Source organism: Chryseobacterium sp. ZHDP1 (assembly GCF_018603435.1).
Classification (GTDB): domain Bacteria; phylum Bacteroidota; class Bacteroidia; order Flavobacteriales; family Weeksellaceae; genus Chryseobacterium; species Chryseobacterium indicum.
In genome coordinates, this window is sequence record NZ_CP075682.1 from 892,048 (window position 1) to 909,260 (window position 17,213).

Annotated in this window: 12 protein-coding genes; 5 read left to right on the forward strand and 7 right to left on the reverse strand. The window is 35.7% G+C overall.

What is annotated here, in order from left to right:
- Window positions 1-21 precede the first annotated feature (21 nt).
- The 6 genes from KKI44_RS04070 to recQ form a co-directional block, all read right to left on the reverse strand.
- Window positions 22-846 (reverse strand): S1 RNA-binding domain-containing protein, encoded by an 825-nt coding sequence (locus KKI44_RS04070; protein WP_214589956.1) that lies wholly within the window; start codon window positions 844-846, stop codon window positions 22-24.
- A 357-nt stretch (window positions 847-1,203) separates the two neighbouring features.
- The gene (locus KKI44_RS04075; protein ID WP_214589957.1) at window positions 1,204-2,070 is read right to left on the reverse strand and encodes a DUF4476 domain-containing protein; all 867 of its coding nucleotides are present in this window, start codon (window positions 2,068-2,070) and stop codon (window positions 1,204-1,206) included.
- A gap of 94 nt (window positions 2,071-2,164) precedes the next feature.
- On the reverse strand, window positions 2,165-3,568 hold the full coding sequence (lpdA, locus tag KKI44_RS04080) for a dihydrolipoyl dehydrogenase (RefSeq protein WP_214589958.1): 1,404 nt from the start codon (window positions 3,566-3,568) through the stop codon (window positions 2,165-2,167).
- Window positions 3,569-3,791: 223 nt separating this feature from the next.
- On the reverse strand, window positions 3,792-4,142 hold the full coding sequence (locus tag KKI44_RS04085; protein WP_214589959.1) for a hypothetical protein: 351 nt from the start codon (window positions 4,140-4,142) through the stop codon (window positions 3,792-3,794).
- A gap of 64 nt (window positions 4,143-4,206) precedes the next feature.
- Window positions 4,207-5,286 (reverse strand): glycosyltransferase, encoded by a 1,080-nt coding sequence (locus KKI44_RS04090; RefSeq protein WP_214589960.1) that lies wholly within the window; start codon window positions 5,284-5,286, stop codon window positions 4,207-4,209.
- Window positions 5,287-5,877: 591 nt separating this feature from the next.
- Entirely contained in the window at window positions 5,878-8,082 is a 2,205-nt protein-coding gene (gene recQ / locus KKI44_RS04095; protein WP_214589961.1) for a DNA helicase RecQ, read from the reverse strand.
- A 159-nt stretch (window positions 8,083-8,241) separates the two neighbouring features.
- Here recQ and KKI44_RS04100 point away from each other — a divergent pair, with 159 nt between their 5' ends.
- The 5 genes from KKI44_RS04100 (at window position 8,242) to KKI44_RS04120 (ending at window position 15,617) form a co-directional block, all read left to right on the forward strand.
- Window positions 8,242-9,201 (forward strand): SIS domain-containing protein, encoded by a 960-nt coding sequence (locus tag KKI44_RS04100; RefSeq protein ID WP_214589962.1) that lies wholly within the window; start codon window positions 8,242-8,244, stop codon window positions 9,199-9,201.
- A 128-nt stretch (window positions 9,202-9,329) separates the two neighbouring features.
- Window positions 9,330-10,157: a twin-arginine translocase subunit TatC gene (gene tatC / locus KKI44_RS04105; protein WP_185117461.1), complete on the forward strand. Its 828-nt coding sequence runs from the start codon at window positions 9,330-9,332 to the stop codon at window positions 10,155-10,157.
- 108 nt (window positions 10,158-10,265) lie between these two features.
- Window positions 10,266-11,518, forward strand: a protein-coding gene (locus tag KKI44_RS04110) for an IS3 family transposase (RefSeq protein ID WP_214589637.1) whose coding sequence is annotated in 2 segments (ribosomal slippage) — window positions 10,266-10,593 and window positions 10,593-11,518 — 1,254 coding nt in all. Because the reading frame shifts where the segments join, the coding sequence is not laid out codon by codon here.
- 447 nt (window positions 11,519-11,965) lie between these two features.
- Window positions 11,966-13,594: a M1 family metallopeptidase gene (locus KKI44_RS04115; protein WP_214589963.1), complete on the forward strand. Its 1,629-nt coding sequence runs from the start codon at window positions 11,966-11,968 to the stop codon at window positions 13,592-13,594.
- A 166-nt stretch (window positions 13,595-13,760) separates the two neighbouring features.
- Entirely contained in the window at window positions 13,761-15,617 is a 1,857-nt protein-coding gene (locus KKI44_RS04120) for a PDZ domain-containing protein (RefSeq protein ID WP_214589964.1), read from the forward strand.
- Between the two features lie 439 nt (window positions 15,618-16,056).
- On the opposite strand, the gene KKI44_RS04125 is transcribed toward KKI44_RS04120, so the two are convergent.
- A complete protein-coding gene (locus KKI44_RS04125; RefSeq protein WP_250902156.1) occupies window positions 16,057-17,211 on the reverse strand; it encodes a sensor histidine kinase in 1,155 nt (384 codons plus the stop codon).
- Window positions 17,212-17,213: the final 2 nt, after the last annotated feature.

Below are 17,213 nucleotides of genomic sequence, written 5' to 3' on the forward strand. Positions count from 1 at the left end.
CTTTTTGATTAGCCAAAATAATTACAATAACCGAATTTTATCGTCCAGAATATCGATGATTTTATCTTTATACAATCCTCCGATGGCTTTTTTAAAGTTCTTTTTGCTCATCTGAACTTCGTCCTTAATTTCTTCGGGAGTTGATTTGTCTGAAAGATGAAGCAAACCGTAGTTTTCTTCAAGTTTGTCTAAAATTTTCTTTTTAAACTCATCGATATTTTCAAAACCTTGTGGCTGTAGGGAAACGTCAATCTTTCCATCTTCGCGGATTTCTTTGATATAACCAAATTCTTCAGACAACGGATACAGCTTTTTGAATACATCCGAATTGTAGATGAGTCCGATATATTTTTTGTTGATGACCACATTCCAGCCCAACTCACTTTCATTCATCATAATAAGATCCACTTTATCTCCTTTTTGGAAAGGCAGATTCTGATATTGAGGATTTCTTTTGAATTTCGTGGTTCCAGTAATCAGCTCCAGATCTTCATCTACATAAATATAGACAAGATACCTTTTTCCTTCAATGATCTTAGATTTCTGCTGCTTGTAAGGAATAAACAGATCTTTGATGATTCCCCAATCCATAAAAGCTCCGCTTGGAAGACTTTGTACACAGCTCATTACGGCAAACTCTCCTACTTCTGCCAAAGGAATTTCTGTGGTTGCCTTTAATTTTCCATCATCCTGATATACAAAAACTTCAATTTCGTCATCAATTTCCTTATCATCCTGAATGAAAATTTTAGGAAGAAAAGCCTTTTCTCCGGATTCGTCTGTTAAGATCCATCCCGAATTATTTTTATCTGAAATTTTTAAAGTCTGAGTTTTTCCGAATTGCATGTATGATAAAATTAGTCTGCAAAGGTAAGGAAATATAACCCGAATCTGCAAAATGTAAAATTTTAAACAAAAAAAAGAGAAACAATCAGCTTCTCTTTCTACCTTTTAATATCAAATTATTAATATGTTGTTTAAACTAATTTTAAAATTAACCGCAAAAGAGACATAAAAGACTTTATTGGATTTATGTAAAGTATTTCAAAAGTCTGCAAAGAAAAAAATCTTTGATTTTTTTTAACTTATGTGCTCTTTTTTCAATTTAGGAATTAAACTTAAACAGCTAAAGTGTTACAATCTTCTGCATCTTTTGCGGTAAAAAAGTTTAGACAAGTTTAATATTAATTTCAAACTGTTTTTTTATGAATTTTGTACAAATTCCATCAGTTCCCGTTTACTGCTTTCAAAATCGAAGGCATCGTAAACCAGAAAATATTTATGCTTATCTACACATTTTGAAAACATAGATTTTGCCAGTGAAAGTTTATTTTTATCAAAACTCACTTCTTTTACCAAAGCACTGATCTGTTGGGAAGTAAACATGGTTGTACGCATCTGCTGTCGGATCATTGAGAGTTTACTGTCGTCGAATCTTGCATTTTTTCTCAACATATCCATAAATTCACTGAAGGAACTGTTATCCATCACATTGGCATAACTTCCGCCATCATTCCATCCTCCTGAATTTCCGTAGGGATTGTTCCAAACATCATTCCAGTCATTAAATCCGTAAGACTGGTTCTGAACAGGATATGAATCTAATAAAAACAATCCTTCATTGGTAAAGAAATCAAGAACCAATCTGGTATTGTTTCTTACATTTAAGGTGGTTCTGTATAATAAATACCCGCTTTCGTAAATCGAAACAGGAATTCTTCCTGACGGGAGATCAAAAAATCTGAATCTTCCGGAATTGTTGGAAATAAACTGATCTCCCAGTTCCACACTGAACATTCCCTGCTCTGGAATTCTCAGGAAAACTTCTGAATATCCATACTGCTGATTCCATTGGTAATTTGGATTTTTAACCCTGAATCCGTTGTTATTTTCATTCTGATTTCTGAAACCGGAATTATTGCTGTTTCTGCTCTCCGTTCTTTTTGCTTTTGGAGATTCCATTTCTGTTTTTGAAGCCTCGTTTTTTAAAAGTTCGCCTGCTTTTCCTGCTTCCTGCGCGAAAGAAAAACTTCCTACAAGAAACAAAACACTCATAAATATATTTTTCATAACACTTTTTTTAATCTCCAGCTCCACTTTCATGCCAAAAAAAAGAGAAACCAGTATCTGATTTCTCTTTTTTATTTATATGATTGTTAATCAATTACATATGAATTGGTCTTTTCGCGGTAGCATCTAAAGCTGCTTCTTTAATCGCTTCTGCATAAGTCGGGTGTGCGTGAGAACTTCTTGCGATATCTTCTGCACTTGCACGGAATTCCATAGCGATAACTCCTTCAGCAATTAAATCTGCCGCTCTTGCTCCTACGATGTGCATTCCAAGAACTTCGTCTGTTTTTTCGTCTGCAATAATTTTTACCAGACCATCTACATCACCACTTGCACGGCTTCTTCCCAAAGCTCTCATCGGGAAAGAACCTACTTTATAAGCGACTCCTTCTTCTTTCAACTGCTCTTCAGTTTTTCCAACTCCTGCAACTTCCGGCCATGTGTAAACCACTCCCGGAATTAAATTATAGTTGATGTGAGGCTTCTGTCCTGCTAAAGTTTCAGCAACAAAAACACCTTCCTCTTCTGCTTTGTGAGCCAGCATTGCTCCTTTTACCACGTCTCCGATTGCATAAATGTTGGCAACATTAGTTTGTAAATGGTCATTTACTTTCACTCTTCCTCTTTCATCAAGCTCAACACCAGCTTTTTCCAATCCAAGACCGTCTGTGTAAGGCTTTCTTCCTACAGAAACCAGACAGTAATCTCCTTCTACTGTTACTTCTTCTCCTTTTTTGTCTTTCGCTGTAATTTTTACGGTCTCTCCGTTTCTTTCCACTGCGGATACGGCTGTAGAAAGCATGAATTTCATTCCCTGCTTTTTAAGAACTTTCGTTAATTCTTTACTTAGCGCTCCGTCCATTGTCGGGATAATTTTATCCATAAACTCAACCACTGTCACCTGAGCTCCTAATCTTAAATAAACAGAACCTAATTCAAGACCGATTACTCCGCCTCCGATTACGACTAAATGTTTCGGAATTTCTTTAAGATTTAAAGCTTCTGTAGAAGTAATCACTCTTTCTTTATCTAACGTGATGAAAGGTAAAGAAGAAGGTTTAGAACCTGTTGCGATGATGGTATATTTGGATTCGATGGTTTCTGTAGAACCGTCGTTTTTTGTTACTTTGATCTGAGTAGCGGATTCGAAGCTTCCAACACCTTCAAAAACAGTGATTTTGTTTTTGTTCATCAGATAGCTGATTCCGTCTGTATTTTGTTTAATTACCTCATTTTTACGCTCGATCATTCTTGCAATGTCGGCTTGAGGCTCGTTGATAATGATTCCGTGACCTGCAAAATTGTGTTTTGCGTTCTCAAAATGCTCAGAGCTGTCTAAAAGCGCTTTTGACGGAATACATCCCACGTTAAGACAAGTTCCTCCCAAAGTTGGATATTTTTCAATAATTGCTGTTGTGAAACCTAATTGTGCAGCACGGATTGCAGCAACATAACCACCAGGACCGGAACCGATTACGGTAACATCAAATTGACTCATGTTATTTTATGAATTTGTTTATTATTAACTTTCTTATGCTTACAAATTTAACGATTTATTACCACGTGAGAAAGTGAGATTTGTCAAATTTTTGAGAGGGATGATTGAGGATGGAAGATGGAAGTTTAAAGAATTGCAAATATCTTTTAAATTTAATCTTTTTATTCACTAAACTAAGCATCCAGTAAGATCTTCCAGCTCCCGGCTTCATACTTCCAACCAATTATAAATCCACTATCAGTTTCCCCTGTCCGAATTCTCCTGTGCTTTCAAAATATGAGCCTCCGTAAACGTACCAATCAAGGCTTTCGAGATATTCTACAGCATTTTCTGGAGTAATTTGCGGACGGTCTTTTTTGGAGACAATTCCTTTGTACCATCTTCCGGATTTGGAAAAACTTTCATATTCCACAAAATATCGGATCCAGATTCTCTGGCAAAGTTTACACTGCTGAATGCTTACTTCGGCAAATCTTCCATTCGTTTTATCGATTCCCAATTCTGACGTTCTGAATTCTGTGTAAGTGGAAGTCGGTTTTTCGCAGGCGCATCCCAGTTTCTGGATTTTAATCATTACTAATTGTTTTCTGAAATTAAAAGTCCAAAATTAAAAAATATTAGCTGAATACTCAAGGCGGTTATTTCATCAGATCCAGCAAAACTTTTTCGTACTGATTTAAAATAATATTCTTGGAAAATCTGGATTTTATAGAATTTTTAATAGCTTCATTTTCATGATTTTCATGAAGAATTTTCGTAATTTTCTGTGAAAATTCTTCATAATTTTCAATATTCGCAATTTCACCATTGGTATCGTCCTGAATGATTTCAGTGATTCCTCCGGGGCAATTATTGGCTAAAGAATAGGTTCCGCAAGCTCCGGCTTCCAGTAAAACATTCGGAAAACCTTCATATCTTGATGAAAGAATAAAAAGATCTGCATATTTTAAAAACTGATAAGGATTTTCCTGTCTTCCGTGAAAGATCACGTTTTTTAAGCCTAAAAAATCTTTCATTTGATGCAAAACTTCACGATCCTGTCCGTCACCCAAAATATGAAGCAGGATATTTTCGTTTTTAAGCCTGGAGAAAACTTTCAGTAAATTATCAAAACCTTTTCTTGCCGATAAATTTCCGATCGCGACAACATTTTTATAGCCGTATTTAAAACTTTCCGGTTTATGGGAAATTTTAATTTTTTCATCAATGAAATCAAAATCTACAGGATTGTTTATTTTAACGATTTTCGAAGGCTTAATCTTAAAATTAAGCATCAGATCATGCTTCATATCATCACTTTGCGCAATGATCGTATCATAATTGTTATAGAAGTTGTAGAAAAATTTAATTTCCTTTCTGGTAACGTGCTGAGAAACAACATTGGTTTCCCTTGCAATAAATTTTGTCTTGGGAAAAACTTTGATGAATAAAGACAGATAAGCGTTTACTTCTCCAAATCCGGAAAATACAATATCCGGCTTTCTGCGGTAAATTTCCCTGAGAATAGGTTTTAAGGAATGTCTGATTCTTTCCGTATTAACATCAATGATTTCAACGTCATCTTTCAAAATATTGAGATAACCTCCCTGTTTGCGCAGAAGCAATATCTTAGGCTCAAAACGATCCCGTGAGAGATGATTTGCAATGGTAGTAACAATTCTTTCTGCGCCTCCGGTTTCCAGATCCGGCAGAATAAATATGACAGAAATCTTTTTCATCACTGTAAAATTAGTAAAAAGTTTTCTTAACCTTCAAACCAAACCTATAGAGTTTATTTAATCTTTTTTATAAATAAAAATATACTTATTGGAAAACGCAAAGACGCAAGATCTTTATTAATCTTAAACTTTTAAGGCGTAAGAAAATCAAAGATTTCCAATAAGAATTGATGCCTAATTTTATCGTAGATAAAATATCTTTGCGCCTTAAGACAAGGTCGTATTTAATGAATATTTTGCGTCTTTGCGACGATTATAGCTATTAAGTTTAAACATTCTAATTAATAATTTCAGTATGAAATTAAACTCTATTTAATTTTTTCATTTGTTCAGTTTGTCATTCCGTAGGAATCTCAACATAAAATTTTCTAGTACTACATTTAGATTCCTACGGAATGACAAACTTTACGAATACCACTTAAATGAGTACTTTTTCTTAAAATAAAAAAGAAACTCCTCGTGGGAAGAGCTTCTTTTTTATTTTTTTCCCTGAAGAAACCAGTCTATAAATACCCCAAAAAGAAGTAAAAGGAAATAGCATCCTATCAAGAAAATTATAATATACAAAAGATATTTTAATACATCTTTCATTTAGTTGGCAACATCGCTGATGAATTTTATTCTCAACATTCTCACCTCTTCATCCGAAAGCTCATCTCCGAATTCATCAAGCAGAACTTTCATGCTGTCGCTTTCAGATTCATTCATGAATTCCATGAAACCGTCAACAATATCTTCATCAAAATTATCTTCAATATAATAATCGATATTCAGTTTGGTTCCCTGATAAACAATACGTTCCATTTCCTTCAGCAATTCGTCCATCGAAAGGTTTTTTGCTCTCGCAATGTCTTCAAGATCAATCTTTTTATCGGTACTCTGAATGATGAAAACTTTGTGACTGGATTTGTTTGCCACCTGTTTCAGAACCATATCCTGAGTTCGCTCAATATTGTTATCTTCTACATATTTACTGATGAAATCTGCAAATTCTTTACCATATTTCTTGGCTTTTCCTTCTCCGACTCCGTAGATTTTAGTAATTTCTTCCACCGTAATCGGATACTGAACCGTCATATCTTCCAAACTCGGATCCATAAACACTGTGTAAGGCGGAATTCCGTGTTTTTTGGCAACTTTTTTTCTTAGTTCTTTAAGCTGGTTGAATAAATTCTGATCCAGACCGCCTCCGGACTGCATCTGAACCTGATCGCTTTCTGCTTTTGTCTGCGTTAAATCAAACTCTCTGTCTTCTGCAATTAAGAAAGAATGTTCCAGTTTTCCGTCAAGAACCAGTCTTCCCTTTTCAGCAATTTTTAAAACGCCGTAGGTTTCAATATCTTTCTGTAAAAAATTCTGAACCGTTGCCTGTCTTAAAATCGTTTTCCAGTGGTTGTCTTTTTCTTCTTTTCCAAAACCGAAATAAGAAGTCTGTTCCAGTTTGTAAGACTTAGTAACCGCAGTTTCTTTTCCTGCGATGACCGAAATCAGATCTTTAGCTTTGAATTTTTCTCCGGTATCATTAATAAGCTCCAGGACTTTTTTAAGATCATCTGTTGCATCTTTTAATTTTGGCGGATTCGATGAATTATCGCACATCTTTGCGCCGTCACCATTGATCGGATCAAAATTTTCCCCAAAATAATATAGAATATACTGTCTTCTGCTCATCGAAGTTTCGGCGTATCCAACCACTTCATTGAGAAGCTGCAATCCGATTTCTCTTTCGGAAACAGGCTTCTGAGCGAGGAATTTCTCTAGTTTTTCAATATCTTTAGGATCGTAGAACGCCAGACAATGACCTTCTCCTCCGTCACGACCTGCACGACCGGTTTCCTGATAATAACTTTCCAGAGATTTCGGGAAATCGTAATGAATTACAAAACGTACATCCGGCTTATCGATTCCCATCCCGAAAGCAATAGTTGCCACAATCACATCCACTTCCTCCATCAGAAATTTATCCTGATTCGCTACCCTTATTTTCTGATCGAGACCTGCATGATAAGGCAATGCATTTACGCCATTTACCTGAAGAAGCTGTGCAAATTCTTCAACTTTTCTTCGGCTCAGACAGTAAACAATTCCGGATTTCCCTTTATTCTGACTGATAAATTTAACAATTTCTTTGTCTACGTTTACTTTTGGCTGTACTTCATAGTAAAGATTCGGTCTGTTGAAGCTTTCTTTAAAAACCAGAGCATTTGTCATCCCAAGAGTTTTCTGGATATCATCCTGAACTTTTGGTGTAGCCGTAGCGGTAAGTGCAATCACCGGAACATCGGCAATCTTATCGATAATGGATTTCAGGTTTCGGTATTCCGGTCTGAAATCGTGTCCCCACTCTGAAATACAGTGTGCTTCATCAATCGCAAAGAAAGATATTTTTACATCTTTCAGAAAATCTAAATATTCTTCCTTAATTAATGATTCCGGAGCAACGTATAAAAGTTTGGTCTTGCCATTTTTAATATCGTCGAAAACCTGTTTGGTCTGCGTTTTGTTTAATGATGAATTTAAAACGTGTGCTACTCCATCATCAGATGAAAGCCCGTTTACGGCATCCACCTGGTTTTTCATCAACGCTATAAGCGGAGAAACCACGATTGCCGTACCTTCCGAAATAAGAGCCGGAAGCTGATAACATAAGGATTTTCCTCCTCCTGTAGGCATCAGAACAAATATATCCTTCCCATTCAACAGGTTTTCTATGATCTGCTCTTGCTGTCCTTTAAAAGTAGAAAACCCGAAATATTTTTTCAATTCGCCTGATAAATTGGCTTTTTTTGCGCTCATCTAATTTTCTATTGCTAAATTTGCATCTAACCCAAAGATATGAATTTTTCGCTTAAAATAAAAGCGAACGAATTTATAAAAAATAAAATTTATATTAAATATTCTTTTAAAAATATAACGTTTTTTAAGAGATTTTTTGTATACGCTGTAAAAAGAAAAATGGAAAGAGCCGACATCATTTCAATCGCGAAAAGCACTTTAGAAATAGAAATTTCAGAACTTGAAAAACTTAAATCCAGAATTAATGACAATTTTGCAAAAGCTGTAGAAATCATACATTCTGCAAAAGGAAAACTTATCGTGGTGGGAATCGGGAAATCGGCACACGTCGGAAATAAGATCGTTGCTACCCTGAACTCTACAGGAACTCCTTCTCAGTTTTTACACGCTTCGGAAGCCATCCACGGAGATTTGGGCGTTATTCAGAAGCAGGATGTTGTTTTATGTATTTCAAATTCCGGAAATTCACCGGAAATTGTGAATCTGGTTCCTTATTTAAAAGATTATTCTTCCGCCTTAATAGGAATGACGGGAAATAAATCCAGTAAACTTGCGGAATTTTCAGAAATAATTTTAGATACCCATGTAGAAAAGGAAGCGTGCCCGAATAAACTTGCGCCTACCAGTTCAACCACTCTGCAAATGGCTTTGGGAGATGCTTTGGCGATTGCTTTAATGGAAATGAATGATTTTAAGGCGAATGATTTTGCCAAATTTCATCCGGGAGGAAGTCTGGGTAAAAATTTAATTTCGAAAGTGGATGATTTTCTTTCATCCCAAAAACCTCAGGTTACAGAAAATGATACGGTAAAAGATGTTATTATTTCGATCAGCGGTTCCCGACACGGAATCACGGTAGTCACGAATAATGATGAAATTATCGGGGTCATTACCGACGGCGATTTGAGAAGAATGCTTTTAAAGGGTGATGATATCGCTAAAGTTCTGGCAAAAGACATCATGTCTGCGCATCCGAAAACCATCGAGAGAAGTGCTCTGGCTAAAGAAGCCATGAAAATATTAAAGGACAATAATATCGGACAGCTTGTGGTAACGGAAAACGGAAAATATTTCGGGATTATCGATCTGCACAAACTGCTGGATGAAGGAATTAATTAATCAGAATGTATACGTGAAAAGATTTAATTTTTTCTCATAATAAACATGCATCTGCATTTAAAAAAATGAAACATCTCTTTTTACTGAAACTTTTTCCCTAAATTTGAAATCTTAAAAAATATTATCCTGTGAGTGATGCTAAAGACATGTCTTTTTGGGGACATATTGGTGAACTAAGAGGTCATCTCATCCGTTCTATTCTTGCTATTATAGTTGCTGCAGTTATTATCGGTTTCAATATCAACTGGATTATGGATCATGTTTTCTTTGGTCCTACCCGAAACGATTTTGCTACATTTGAGATTGTGAATCATTTTTCTAAAATGATTTTAGGCGAAGACAGCATTCACCTTCCGAAAGATTTTCCGGTTCGTGCAAGCAAGCTTTACCAGCAGTTTAATGTGATGATGGCAGTTTCCATTTTTGGAGGAATTGTTTTGGCTTTTCCTTATATTGTGTGGGAACTTTGGAGATTCATCAGTCCCGCTTTACATCCGAATGAAAGAAAAAATTCAATCTTTATCATCAATTCAGTTTGGATTTTATTTATGACAGGCGTTTTATGCGGATATTATTTAATCCTTCCTTTTGCCGTTAATTTTGGGGTTATTTTCAAAATCTCCGATATTATTATTCCGCTTTATGATTTAAGCGATTATACGACTCTGTTTTTACAGGTAGTTTTAGGAATGGGCGTAATTTTCCTTTTTCCGGTTCTTATTTATTTCCTTACCACTATCGGAATTCTTACACCAACCTTTATGAAAACATACCGTCGTCATGCGATTGTTTTAATCATGGTGGTTGCAGCAATTATCACTCCGGCAGACGTTTTAAGTATGTTGATGGCAGCATTTCCACTGCTTTTACTGTACGAATTCAGTATCATCATGTGTTCGTATACGTATAAGAAAGTTCAGAAAGCGGCAGGAAATTTACCTGCAGTTCAGAAATAATTTTTATCCATTCAAAATATAGTCCCGTAGATTTTCTGCGGGATTTTTCTTTTTCTGTCTTGTCCTGAAAAAGGTTGACTACTAAATACCAAAAAACCAGTCATCCTAATGAGATTAAAAAAAGTATCCGCCCCTGTTCAAGAATACAGTGAAGCATTTAAAAGACAAGTTGTCTCCGAATATGAGCGGGGATTATATACAAAATCACAATTACAAACCCGCTATAATATCAGGGGTAATTCCTGCATTCCCAGATGGTTAATGAAATATGGTAACTTTACTTATGAAAAACAATTAAGTAAAGGCAGACCCATGAAAGATCCACAGAAACAGAAGATTAAAGAGCTTGAAGCAGCATTGGCCAAAAAGGAAGAAGAACTCAAAGTGTTCAGGAAATTTATAGAAATTGCAGAGCGTGAGCTTAAGGTTGAGATTGTAAAAAAGTCTGGTTCCAATCAATCCAGGAAATAAAGGTAAATACGACTCTTTCAACAGAGAATATCTGCCGATTGTTTGGCTACAGTAAGCAAGCTTATTACAAGAGACAAAAACAGCCTGTTTCTACAGATCATGAAACAAGAGTTATAGAATTTATTGTATCAATTCGTAAAAAGATGCCTAAAATAGGTACTAGAAAACTTTATGTTTTACTTAAGAATGATTTTGAAAAGGAAGAAATTCATGTAGGAAGGGATCAGTTGTTTAGCATTTTGAGATCAAATTATCTTTTAATTCCCAGAAGGCACAGCTATTTTAAAACAACCAATTCCAGACATTGGATGAAAAAATATCCCAATATTATCAAAGGAAAAGAATTGAAATGTTCGGAGAAAGTTTGGGTTGCAGATATTACTTATCTCAAGACCAAAGAGAAGAATTATTATCTTCATCTGATTACCGATGCCTATTCTAAGAAAATTGTAGGATACGAATTGAGTGATAATTTACAGACCAACTCTACGTTGAAAGCATTAAAGCAAGCCATACAGAATCGACTGTACAAGCATTCACTCATTCATCATTCAGACAGAGGGTTGCAGTATTGCAGTAAAGAATATACTGAAACACTCAAGAAAAGTGATATGCTTATCAGTATGACCGAAAATTCGGATCCTTATGAAAATGCTATAGCAGAGAGAGTGAATGGTATTCTGAAACATGAATTTGGATTGATTGATACTTTTGAAAATTTTAAAAATCTTTCCCAACAGCTTGAACAAGCAATTTATTGCTATAACAATTTAAGACCGCATTTTTCTTTACATTATAATATTCCAAACCAAGTACACATGAAAAATAATGTGAAATTAAAAACCTATAAAAAACAAAATCAGAATAGGAAAATTCCTACTCTGATTTAAGTATATTTGTGATATAAAACTAGTTAACCTTTTTCAGGACTAGTCATTCAGGAGCTTTATCGCGCTTTCCGCACTCGCTATTTTCAAGGTTCAGTTTTTGCGGCGGCTTCGCCGCCGCAAAAACTGAACCTTGAAAATGAGCTCAGACAATTGCTGCAATCGCGGCTAGGATTTTTGTGTGGAAAAGAATTGTTTCTGAAAATATTGATAATAAGTCTTTTGCGGATTGTGTTTTTTTTAACCACCCCGTCAAAAATTCTAAAGAATTTTTGCCACCCCTCCAAAGGAGGGGAATTTCATTACATAAACAACTGATTACCAAATAATAAATTCAAAGAATGTAACAAAGTTTTATTTGCTTCGTCTAATTATGAGGATCATAATCATTAATATCCACTTTATTTTACGTTTATTAATTTATATTTTAGCCATTATAATTTAATTCAGATGAAAAAACTTTCATATACGCTTTTGTTTGCGGCAAGTTTTTCTTTCGGACAGTTTTTCGAGAAAGATAAGGTTTTCACAAAACAGGATACCTTAAAAGGTTCCAATACACAATTCCGAAATTTTTGGGACGTCAAAAAATATGACCTTTCCGTAGAGCCGGATTTTGCCCAGAAAAGCATTAAAGGAAACAACAAGATCAGTTTTGAGATCATTAAAGACGTTACAAATCCTACGTTTCAGATTGATCTGCAGCAGCCAATGAAAGCGGACAAAGTGGAAGCCAGTTTTCCAGTGGCAGAATATAAACAGGATGGCGATTTTATCTGGATCAAAACCAATAAAAGCTTCAAAAAAGGAGAAAAATATATCATTGATGTAACCTATTCCGGAAATCCCACCATCGCAAAACGTGCGCCTTGGGACGGAGGCTGGGTTTTCACCAAAGATGAAAACGGAAATCCGTGGATGAGCGTTGCCGACGAAGGAATCGGAGCTTCTATCTGGCTTCCTACCAAAGATATCTGGGACGATGAACCTGACAATGGCGTTGTGATGAAAATTATTACTCCAAAAGATTTAGTGGGAGTTGGAAACGGAAGATTAATCAGTAAAAAAGCAGAAGGCGATAAAATGTCTTACACATGGGAAGTAAAAAACCCGATTAACGCCTACTCTATCATTCCGAATATTGGAAAATATGTGAATTTCAAAGACACTTTTACCGGAGAAAAAGGGAAACTGGATCTGGATTACTGGGTAATTGATTATAATTTAGACAAAGCAAAAAAACAGTTTCAGCAGGTAAAACCGATGCTTTCTGCGTTTGAATACTGGTTTGGACCCTATCCTTTCTATGAAGATTCTTACAAGCTTGTAGATTCGCCTTATTTGGGAATGGAACATCAAAGCAATGTTGCTTACGGAAACGGTTACCAGAACGGTTATCTTGGAAGAGACCTTTCTGGTACCGGAGTTGGTCTGAACTGGGACTTCATCATTATTCACGAAAGCGGACATGAGTGGTTTGCGAATAATATTACGGCAAAAGATCAGGCAGATATGTGGATTCACGAAAGTTTCACAAACTATTCCGAAGTACTTTTTACAGAAAGATATATGGATAAAAAATCTGCAGAACTTTATGCGGTGGGAATCCGAAACGGTATTAGAAATGATGTCCCGATTATCGGGAAATACGGCGTAAGAAATGAAGGAAGCGGCGATATGTACCCGAAAGGTGCAAGTATGCTTCACACGATTCGTCAGGTCATCAATAACGATGCAAAATTCAGAGAAATTTTAAGAGGAATCAATAAAGATTTTTATCATCAGACGGTAACAACACAACAGATTGAAAATTACATTTCAAAGAAATCCGGAATCGATTTTTCAAGTGTTTTCAATCAGTATCTGAGAACCACAAAAATTCCGACACTGGAATATTCTCAGAAAGGCGAAGAACTGAAATTCCGCTACACCAACGTTGTGAAGAATTTAAAACTGCCTATTATTGTTGACGCAATTACCATTAATCCAACCGAGCAATGGCAGACTGTAAAACTTAAAAAAGGAACTCCGGTACAGTTTAATGAAAATTATTATATCGATTATAAAAAGGTACAGTAAAACTTAATCATAGAAGCAAAATCGTTTTTCGGTTTTGCTTTTTTGTTTGATTTAACCGCAATTCAGTATTAAATTAATGAAGCTCTTTAAATTTTAACAAAAATTTAAAACTTTTAAAGTAACAAAATCAGTTTTTCATCAACTACTTGAATATAATTTGAACTCAATGAAAAAAATAGCACTAAGTTTAGGATTACTGGCTGCGTTTTTTGTAAATGCACAGTCTATAAAAACTACGATAGATCTGGTAAATGTAAAAGACGATAAGGTTGCCGTAACGATGGAATTCCCAAAAATGAAATCCGGTGACGTGAAGTTTCATTTTCCTAAAACCGTTCCGGGAACTTATTCTGTAGACGATTACGGAAGATTTGTAGAAGGAATTAAATTTTTAGATAACAAAGGAAAAGAAATTGCTTTCACAAAAGTAAATGACAACACTTACGCTCTGAAAAACGCTCAGAATTTAAGCAAAGTAACCTATCTGGTGAATGACAGTTTTGATGAAGAAATGGACGATTCCAAACACAAAGCGGTATTTTCACCTTCGGGAACAGATATTGAAACCGGAAAAGTTTATTTAATCAATACCCACGGTTTTATAGGTTACATCGATAATATGCAGGATGTTCCTTATCAGTTGGTTATCCAGAAACCGACAGATTTCTACGGAACAACCGCTTTGGTAGATCAGGATAAATCTGAATCTACAGATACCTATACTTTAGCCAATTACGCAAAAGTGACCGATTCTCCGTTAATGTACACAAAACCGGATTATGTGACGTTTAATGCAGGAGGAATGGATCTTGTTTTAGGCGTTTATTCTCCGACAGGAAAATACAAAGCTGCTGATTTCAAAGAAAATCTTGAAAAAACGGTGATTGCACAAAAGAAATTCTTAGGTGATATGAACACCAACAAAAAATATGCGATCATGCTTTATCTTTCGGGGATGGAAGAACCGCATATCAAAGGTTTCGGAGCTTTGGAACACCACGAATCAACAAGTGTTGTCCTGCCTGAAATGATGCCGAAAGATGCGATTGACAAAACCATTACAGATGTTGTTTCTCATGAGTTTTTCCACACGGTAAATCCTTTGAAAACGCATTCGGAAGAAATTCATTATTTCGATTATGCAGATCCGAAAATGTCTCAGCATTTATGGATGTATGAAGGCGGAACGGAATATTTTGCGAATTTATTCCAGATTCAGGAAGGTCTGATCACAAAAGATGAATTCCTTCAGAGAATGAGCGAAAAAATTGCCAACTCCAAAAACTATAATGATACCATGCCTTTTACGGTAATGAGTAAAAATGTTCTGAAGGACGAGTATAAAGACCAATACAGAAACGTTTACGAAAAAGGAGCGCTTCTTGCGATGTGTCTTGATATCGAATTGAGAAAGCTGTCCAACGGAGAAATGGGCTATCGTGACATGATCAGAAAACTGTCGCAGCGATTTGGCGAAAACAAACCGTTTAAAGACGATAAACTGATTGACGAACTGGTAACAGTTACAGGGTATCCTCAGGTAAAAGACTTCTACAACAAATACATTGCGGGAGATCAGCCGACTCCTTATGCACAATATCTGAGTCTTGTAGGTGTAGAAGCAAAAAAACAGGAAACTCCGCCAATTTTCTGGTTCATTAAAGATCCTCAACAGACCGGTTTTGATGATAAAGATAATGCTTTTGTATTCGACGAAAGTTCTGCCCTGTCTCCTTTCTCAAAAAGCATCGGATTTAAAATCACTGATAAAATCGTTGCTCTCGACGGAAAAACCATCAATGTTCAGAATATCCAGTCGTTTGTGGAGTATGCGAAATCTGTAAAGGAAGGACAAAATGTAACGGTAACCGTTTTAAGAAAAAATGGTGACAAAACAGAAAAAATCGATCTTAAAGGGAAAGCAATTCTGGATAAAATGACGATCGAAACGCTTCAGTTCAAATCTAATCCAACAGCCACTGAACAAAAATTACAGGATCAGTGGTTAACCGGAAAAAAATAAATGCAGCTAAGATTAAAATTAGGACTTAGTAATCAAGCGGGGAATTTTCTCCGCTTTTTTTATTGTCAATGTGAACCCATAAGTTCTTTGAGTAAACAGATGCTTTTTGACATTGCTAATCCCAATTGTTATTTTGAAATCCTGTCAGAATGAGTTTGTCGAAGTCTTTGTAAATGCTGTAAATAATGGATAATTTTTAGGAGCTTTTTCCTGCTTTCCGCACTCGCTATTTTGTGTATTTTGGTTTGCGGCGGCTTCGCCGCCGCAAACCAAAATACACAAAATGAGCTCAGACAAAGCTTCAATCAGGGCTAAAATTCAGGTCGCTCCTTATAAATATTCAATAAAAAATTGTCAGTTAACAAAAATCAAAATATAAATTTCACAGCTTAGATTCCTCCGGAATGACAAACTTTACACAGCACATTCCTAAAACAATTTACCCTTTCTTAATCGTAATCCTAAAAGTCGTTCCCTTTCCTATTTCCGTCTGGGAAATTTTAATATCTCCGTTGTGATATTCCTGAATCACTCTTTTTGCAAGAGACAATCCCAATCCCCAACCTCGTTTTTTGGTGGAATAACCCGGCTTAAACGCATTTCTTGCCTGTTGTTTCGTCATTCCGCTTCCCGTATCCTGAACTTCCACAACAATATTTTTATTTCTTTCCAAAACAGACATAGAAATAGAACCCTCTCCTTTCATCGCATCCACTGCATTTTTAACCAGATTTTCAATCACCCAGCTCATCAGGATTTTATTATGGGGAACCAAAATTGTATAATTGGGAAGATGAAGTCCAAAATTGATCTTTCTTGAAATTCTTGTTTTCAGATAATCATAATTCTCCTGAATGGTCGCGTTGAAATCCCTATCATTCAGTTCCGGAACAGAACCAATCTTCGAAAACCTCTCGGAAATCGTTCTTAATCTTTCAATATCTTTTTCAATTTCATGAACGCCTTCGGAATCCGGAGTATCCAGCTTCATAATTTCCATCCAGCCGATCATGGAAGATAATGGAGTTCCGATCTGGTGTGCAGTTTCTTTAGCCAGACCTGCCCAAAGATAGCCTTCATCCGTTTTTTTAATCGTCCTTAAAAACCAGAATGAAAAAAGAAAATAACACAGAATGAAAAAGCCTAAAATATAAGGAGAATACCGAAGATTATTAAGCAATTCGGAATTATCATAGTATACAAACTGATTGTTGGCATTGGGAACTTTTATTTCTATTGGCGGATAATTTTTAGCCATTTTATTAGCCAAAGCAACAATTTCAGCAGAATTATTTTCAATATCCTGCGGAATATTTTTATGCTCAATAATCTGTCCGTTCTTATCGAGAATAATTACCGGAATCGTGGTATTGGAACTGTAAATCTGCAGCAGCAAAGCCTGAATTTCCAGACTCGGAACCTTCACTTCCTGCTGAAATTTCAGTGCAGTGACTAAAATATCTACCCTTTTTACTTCTTCTTTTCGGAGGAAATTAAAAAGGATCGTAGAAGCAATAACAATTGTTAAGACAACAATCGTCATCAGCGTAAAAATAATCCAGTTGTTAAGTCTCGCAAATATGGATTTCTTCAAGG

What these genes read in the sequence shown, in the direction of transcription:
- KKI44_RS04070 (WP_214589956.1), bottom strand. Translation starts at nt 846, where the DNA reads ATGCAATTCGGAAAAACTCAGACTTTAAAAATTTCAGATAAAAATAAT.
- recQ (WP_214589961.1), bottom strand. Translation starts at nt 8,082, where the DNA reads ATGAGCGCAAAAAAAGCCAATTTATCAGGCGAATTGAAAAAATATTTC.
- KKI44_RS04085 (WP_214589959.1), bottom strand. Translation starts at nt 4,142, where the DNA reads ATGATTAAAATCCAGAAACTGGGATGCGCCTGCGAAAAACCGACTTCC.
- lpdA (WP_214589958.1), bottom strand. Translation starts at nt 3,568, where the DNA reads ATGAGTCAATTTGATGTTACCGTAATCGGTTCCGGTCCTGGTGGTTAT.
- KKI44_RS04075 (WP_214589957.1), bottom strand. Translation starts at nt 2,070, where the DNA reads ATGAAAAATATATTTATGAGTGTTTTGTTTCTTGTAGGAAGTTTTTCT.
- KKI44_RS04115 (WP_214589963.1), top strand. Translation starts at nt 11,966, where the DNA reads ATGAAAAAACTTTCATATACGCTTTTGTTTGCGGCAAGTTTTTCTTTC.
- KKI44_RS04100 (WP_214589962.1), top strand. Translation starts at nt 8,242, where the DNA reads ATGGAAAGAGCCGACATCATTTCAATCGCGAAAAGCACTTTAGAAATA.
- KKI44_RS04120 (WP_214589964.1), top strand. Translation starts at nt 13,761, where the DNA reads ATGAAAAAAATAGCACTAAGTTTAGGATTACTGGCTGCGTTTTTTGTA.
- KKI44_RS04090 (WP_214589960.1), bottom strand. Translation starts at nt 5,286, where the DNA reads ATGAAAAAGATTTCTGTCATATTTATTCTGCCGGATCTGGAAACCGGA.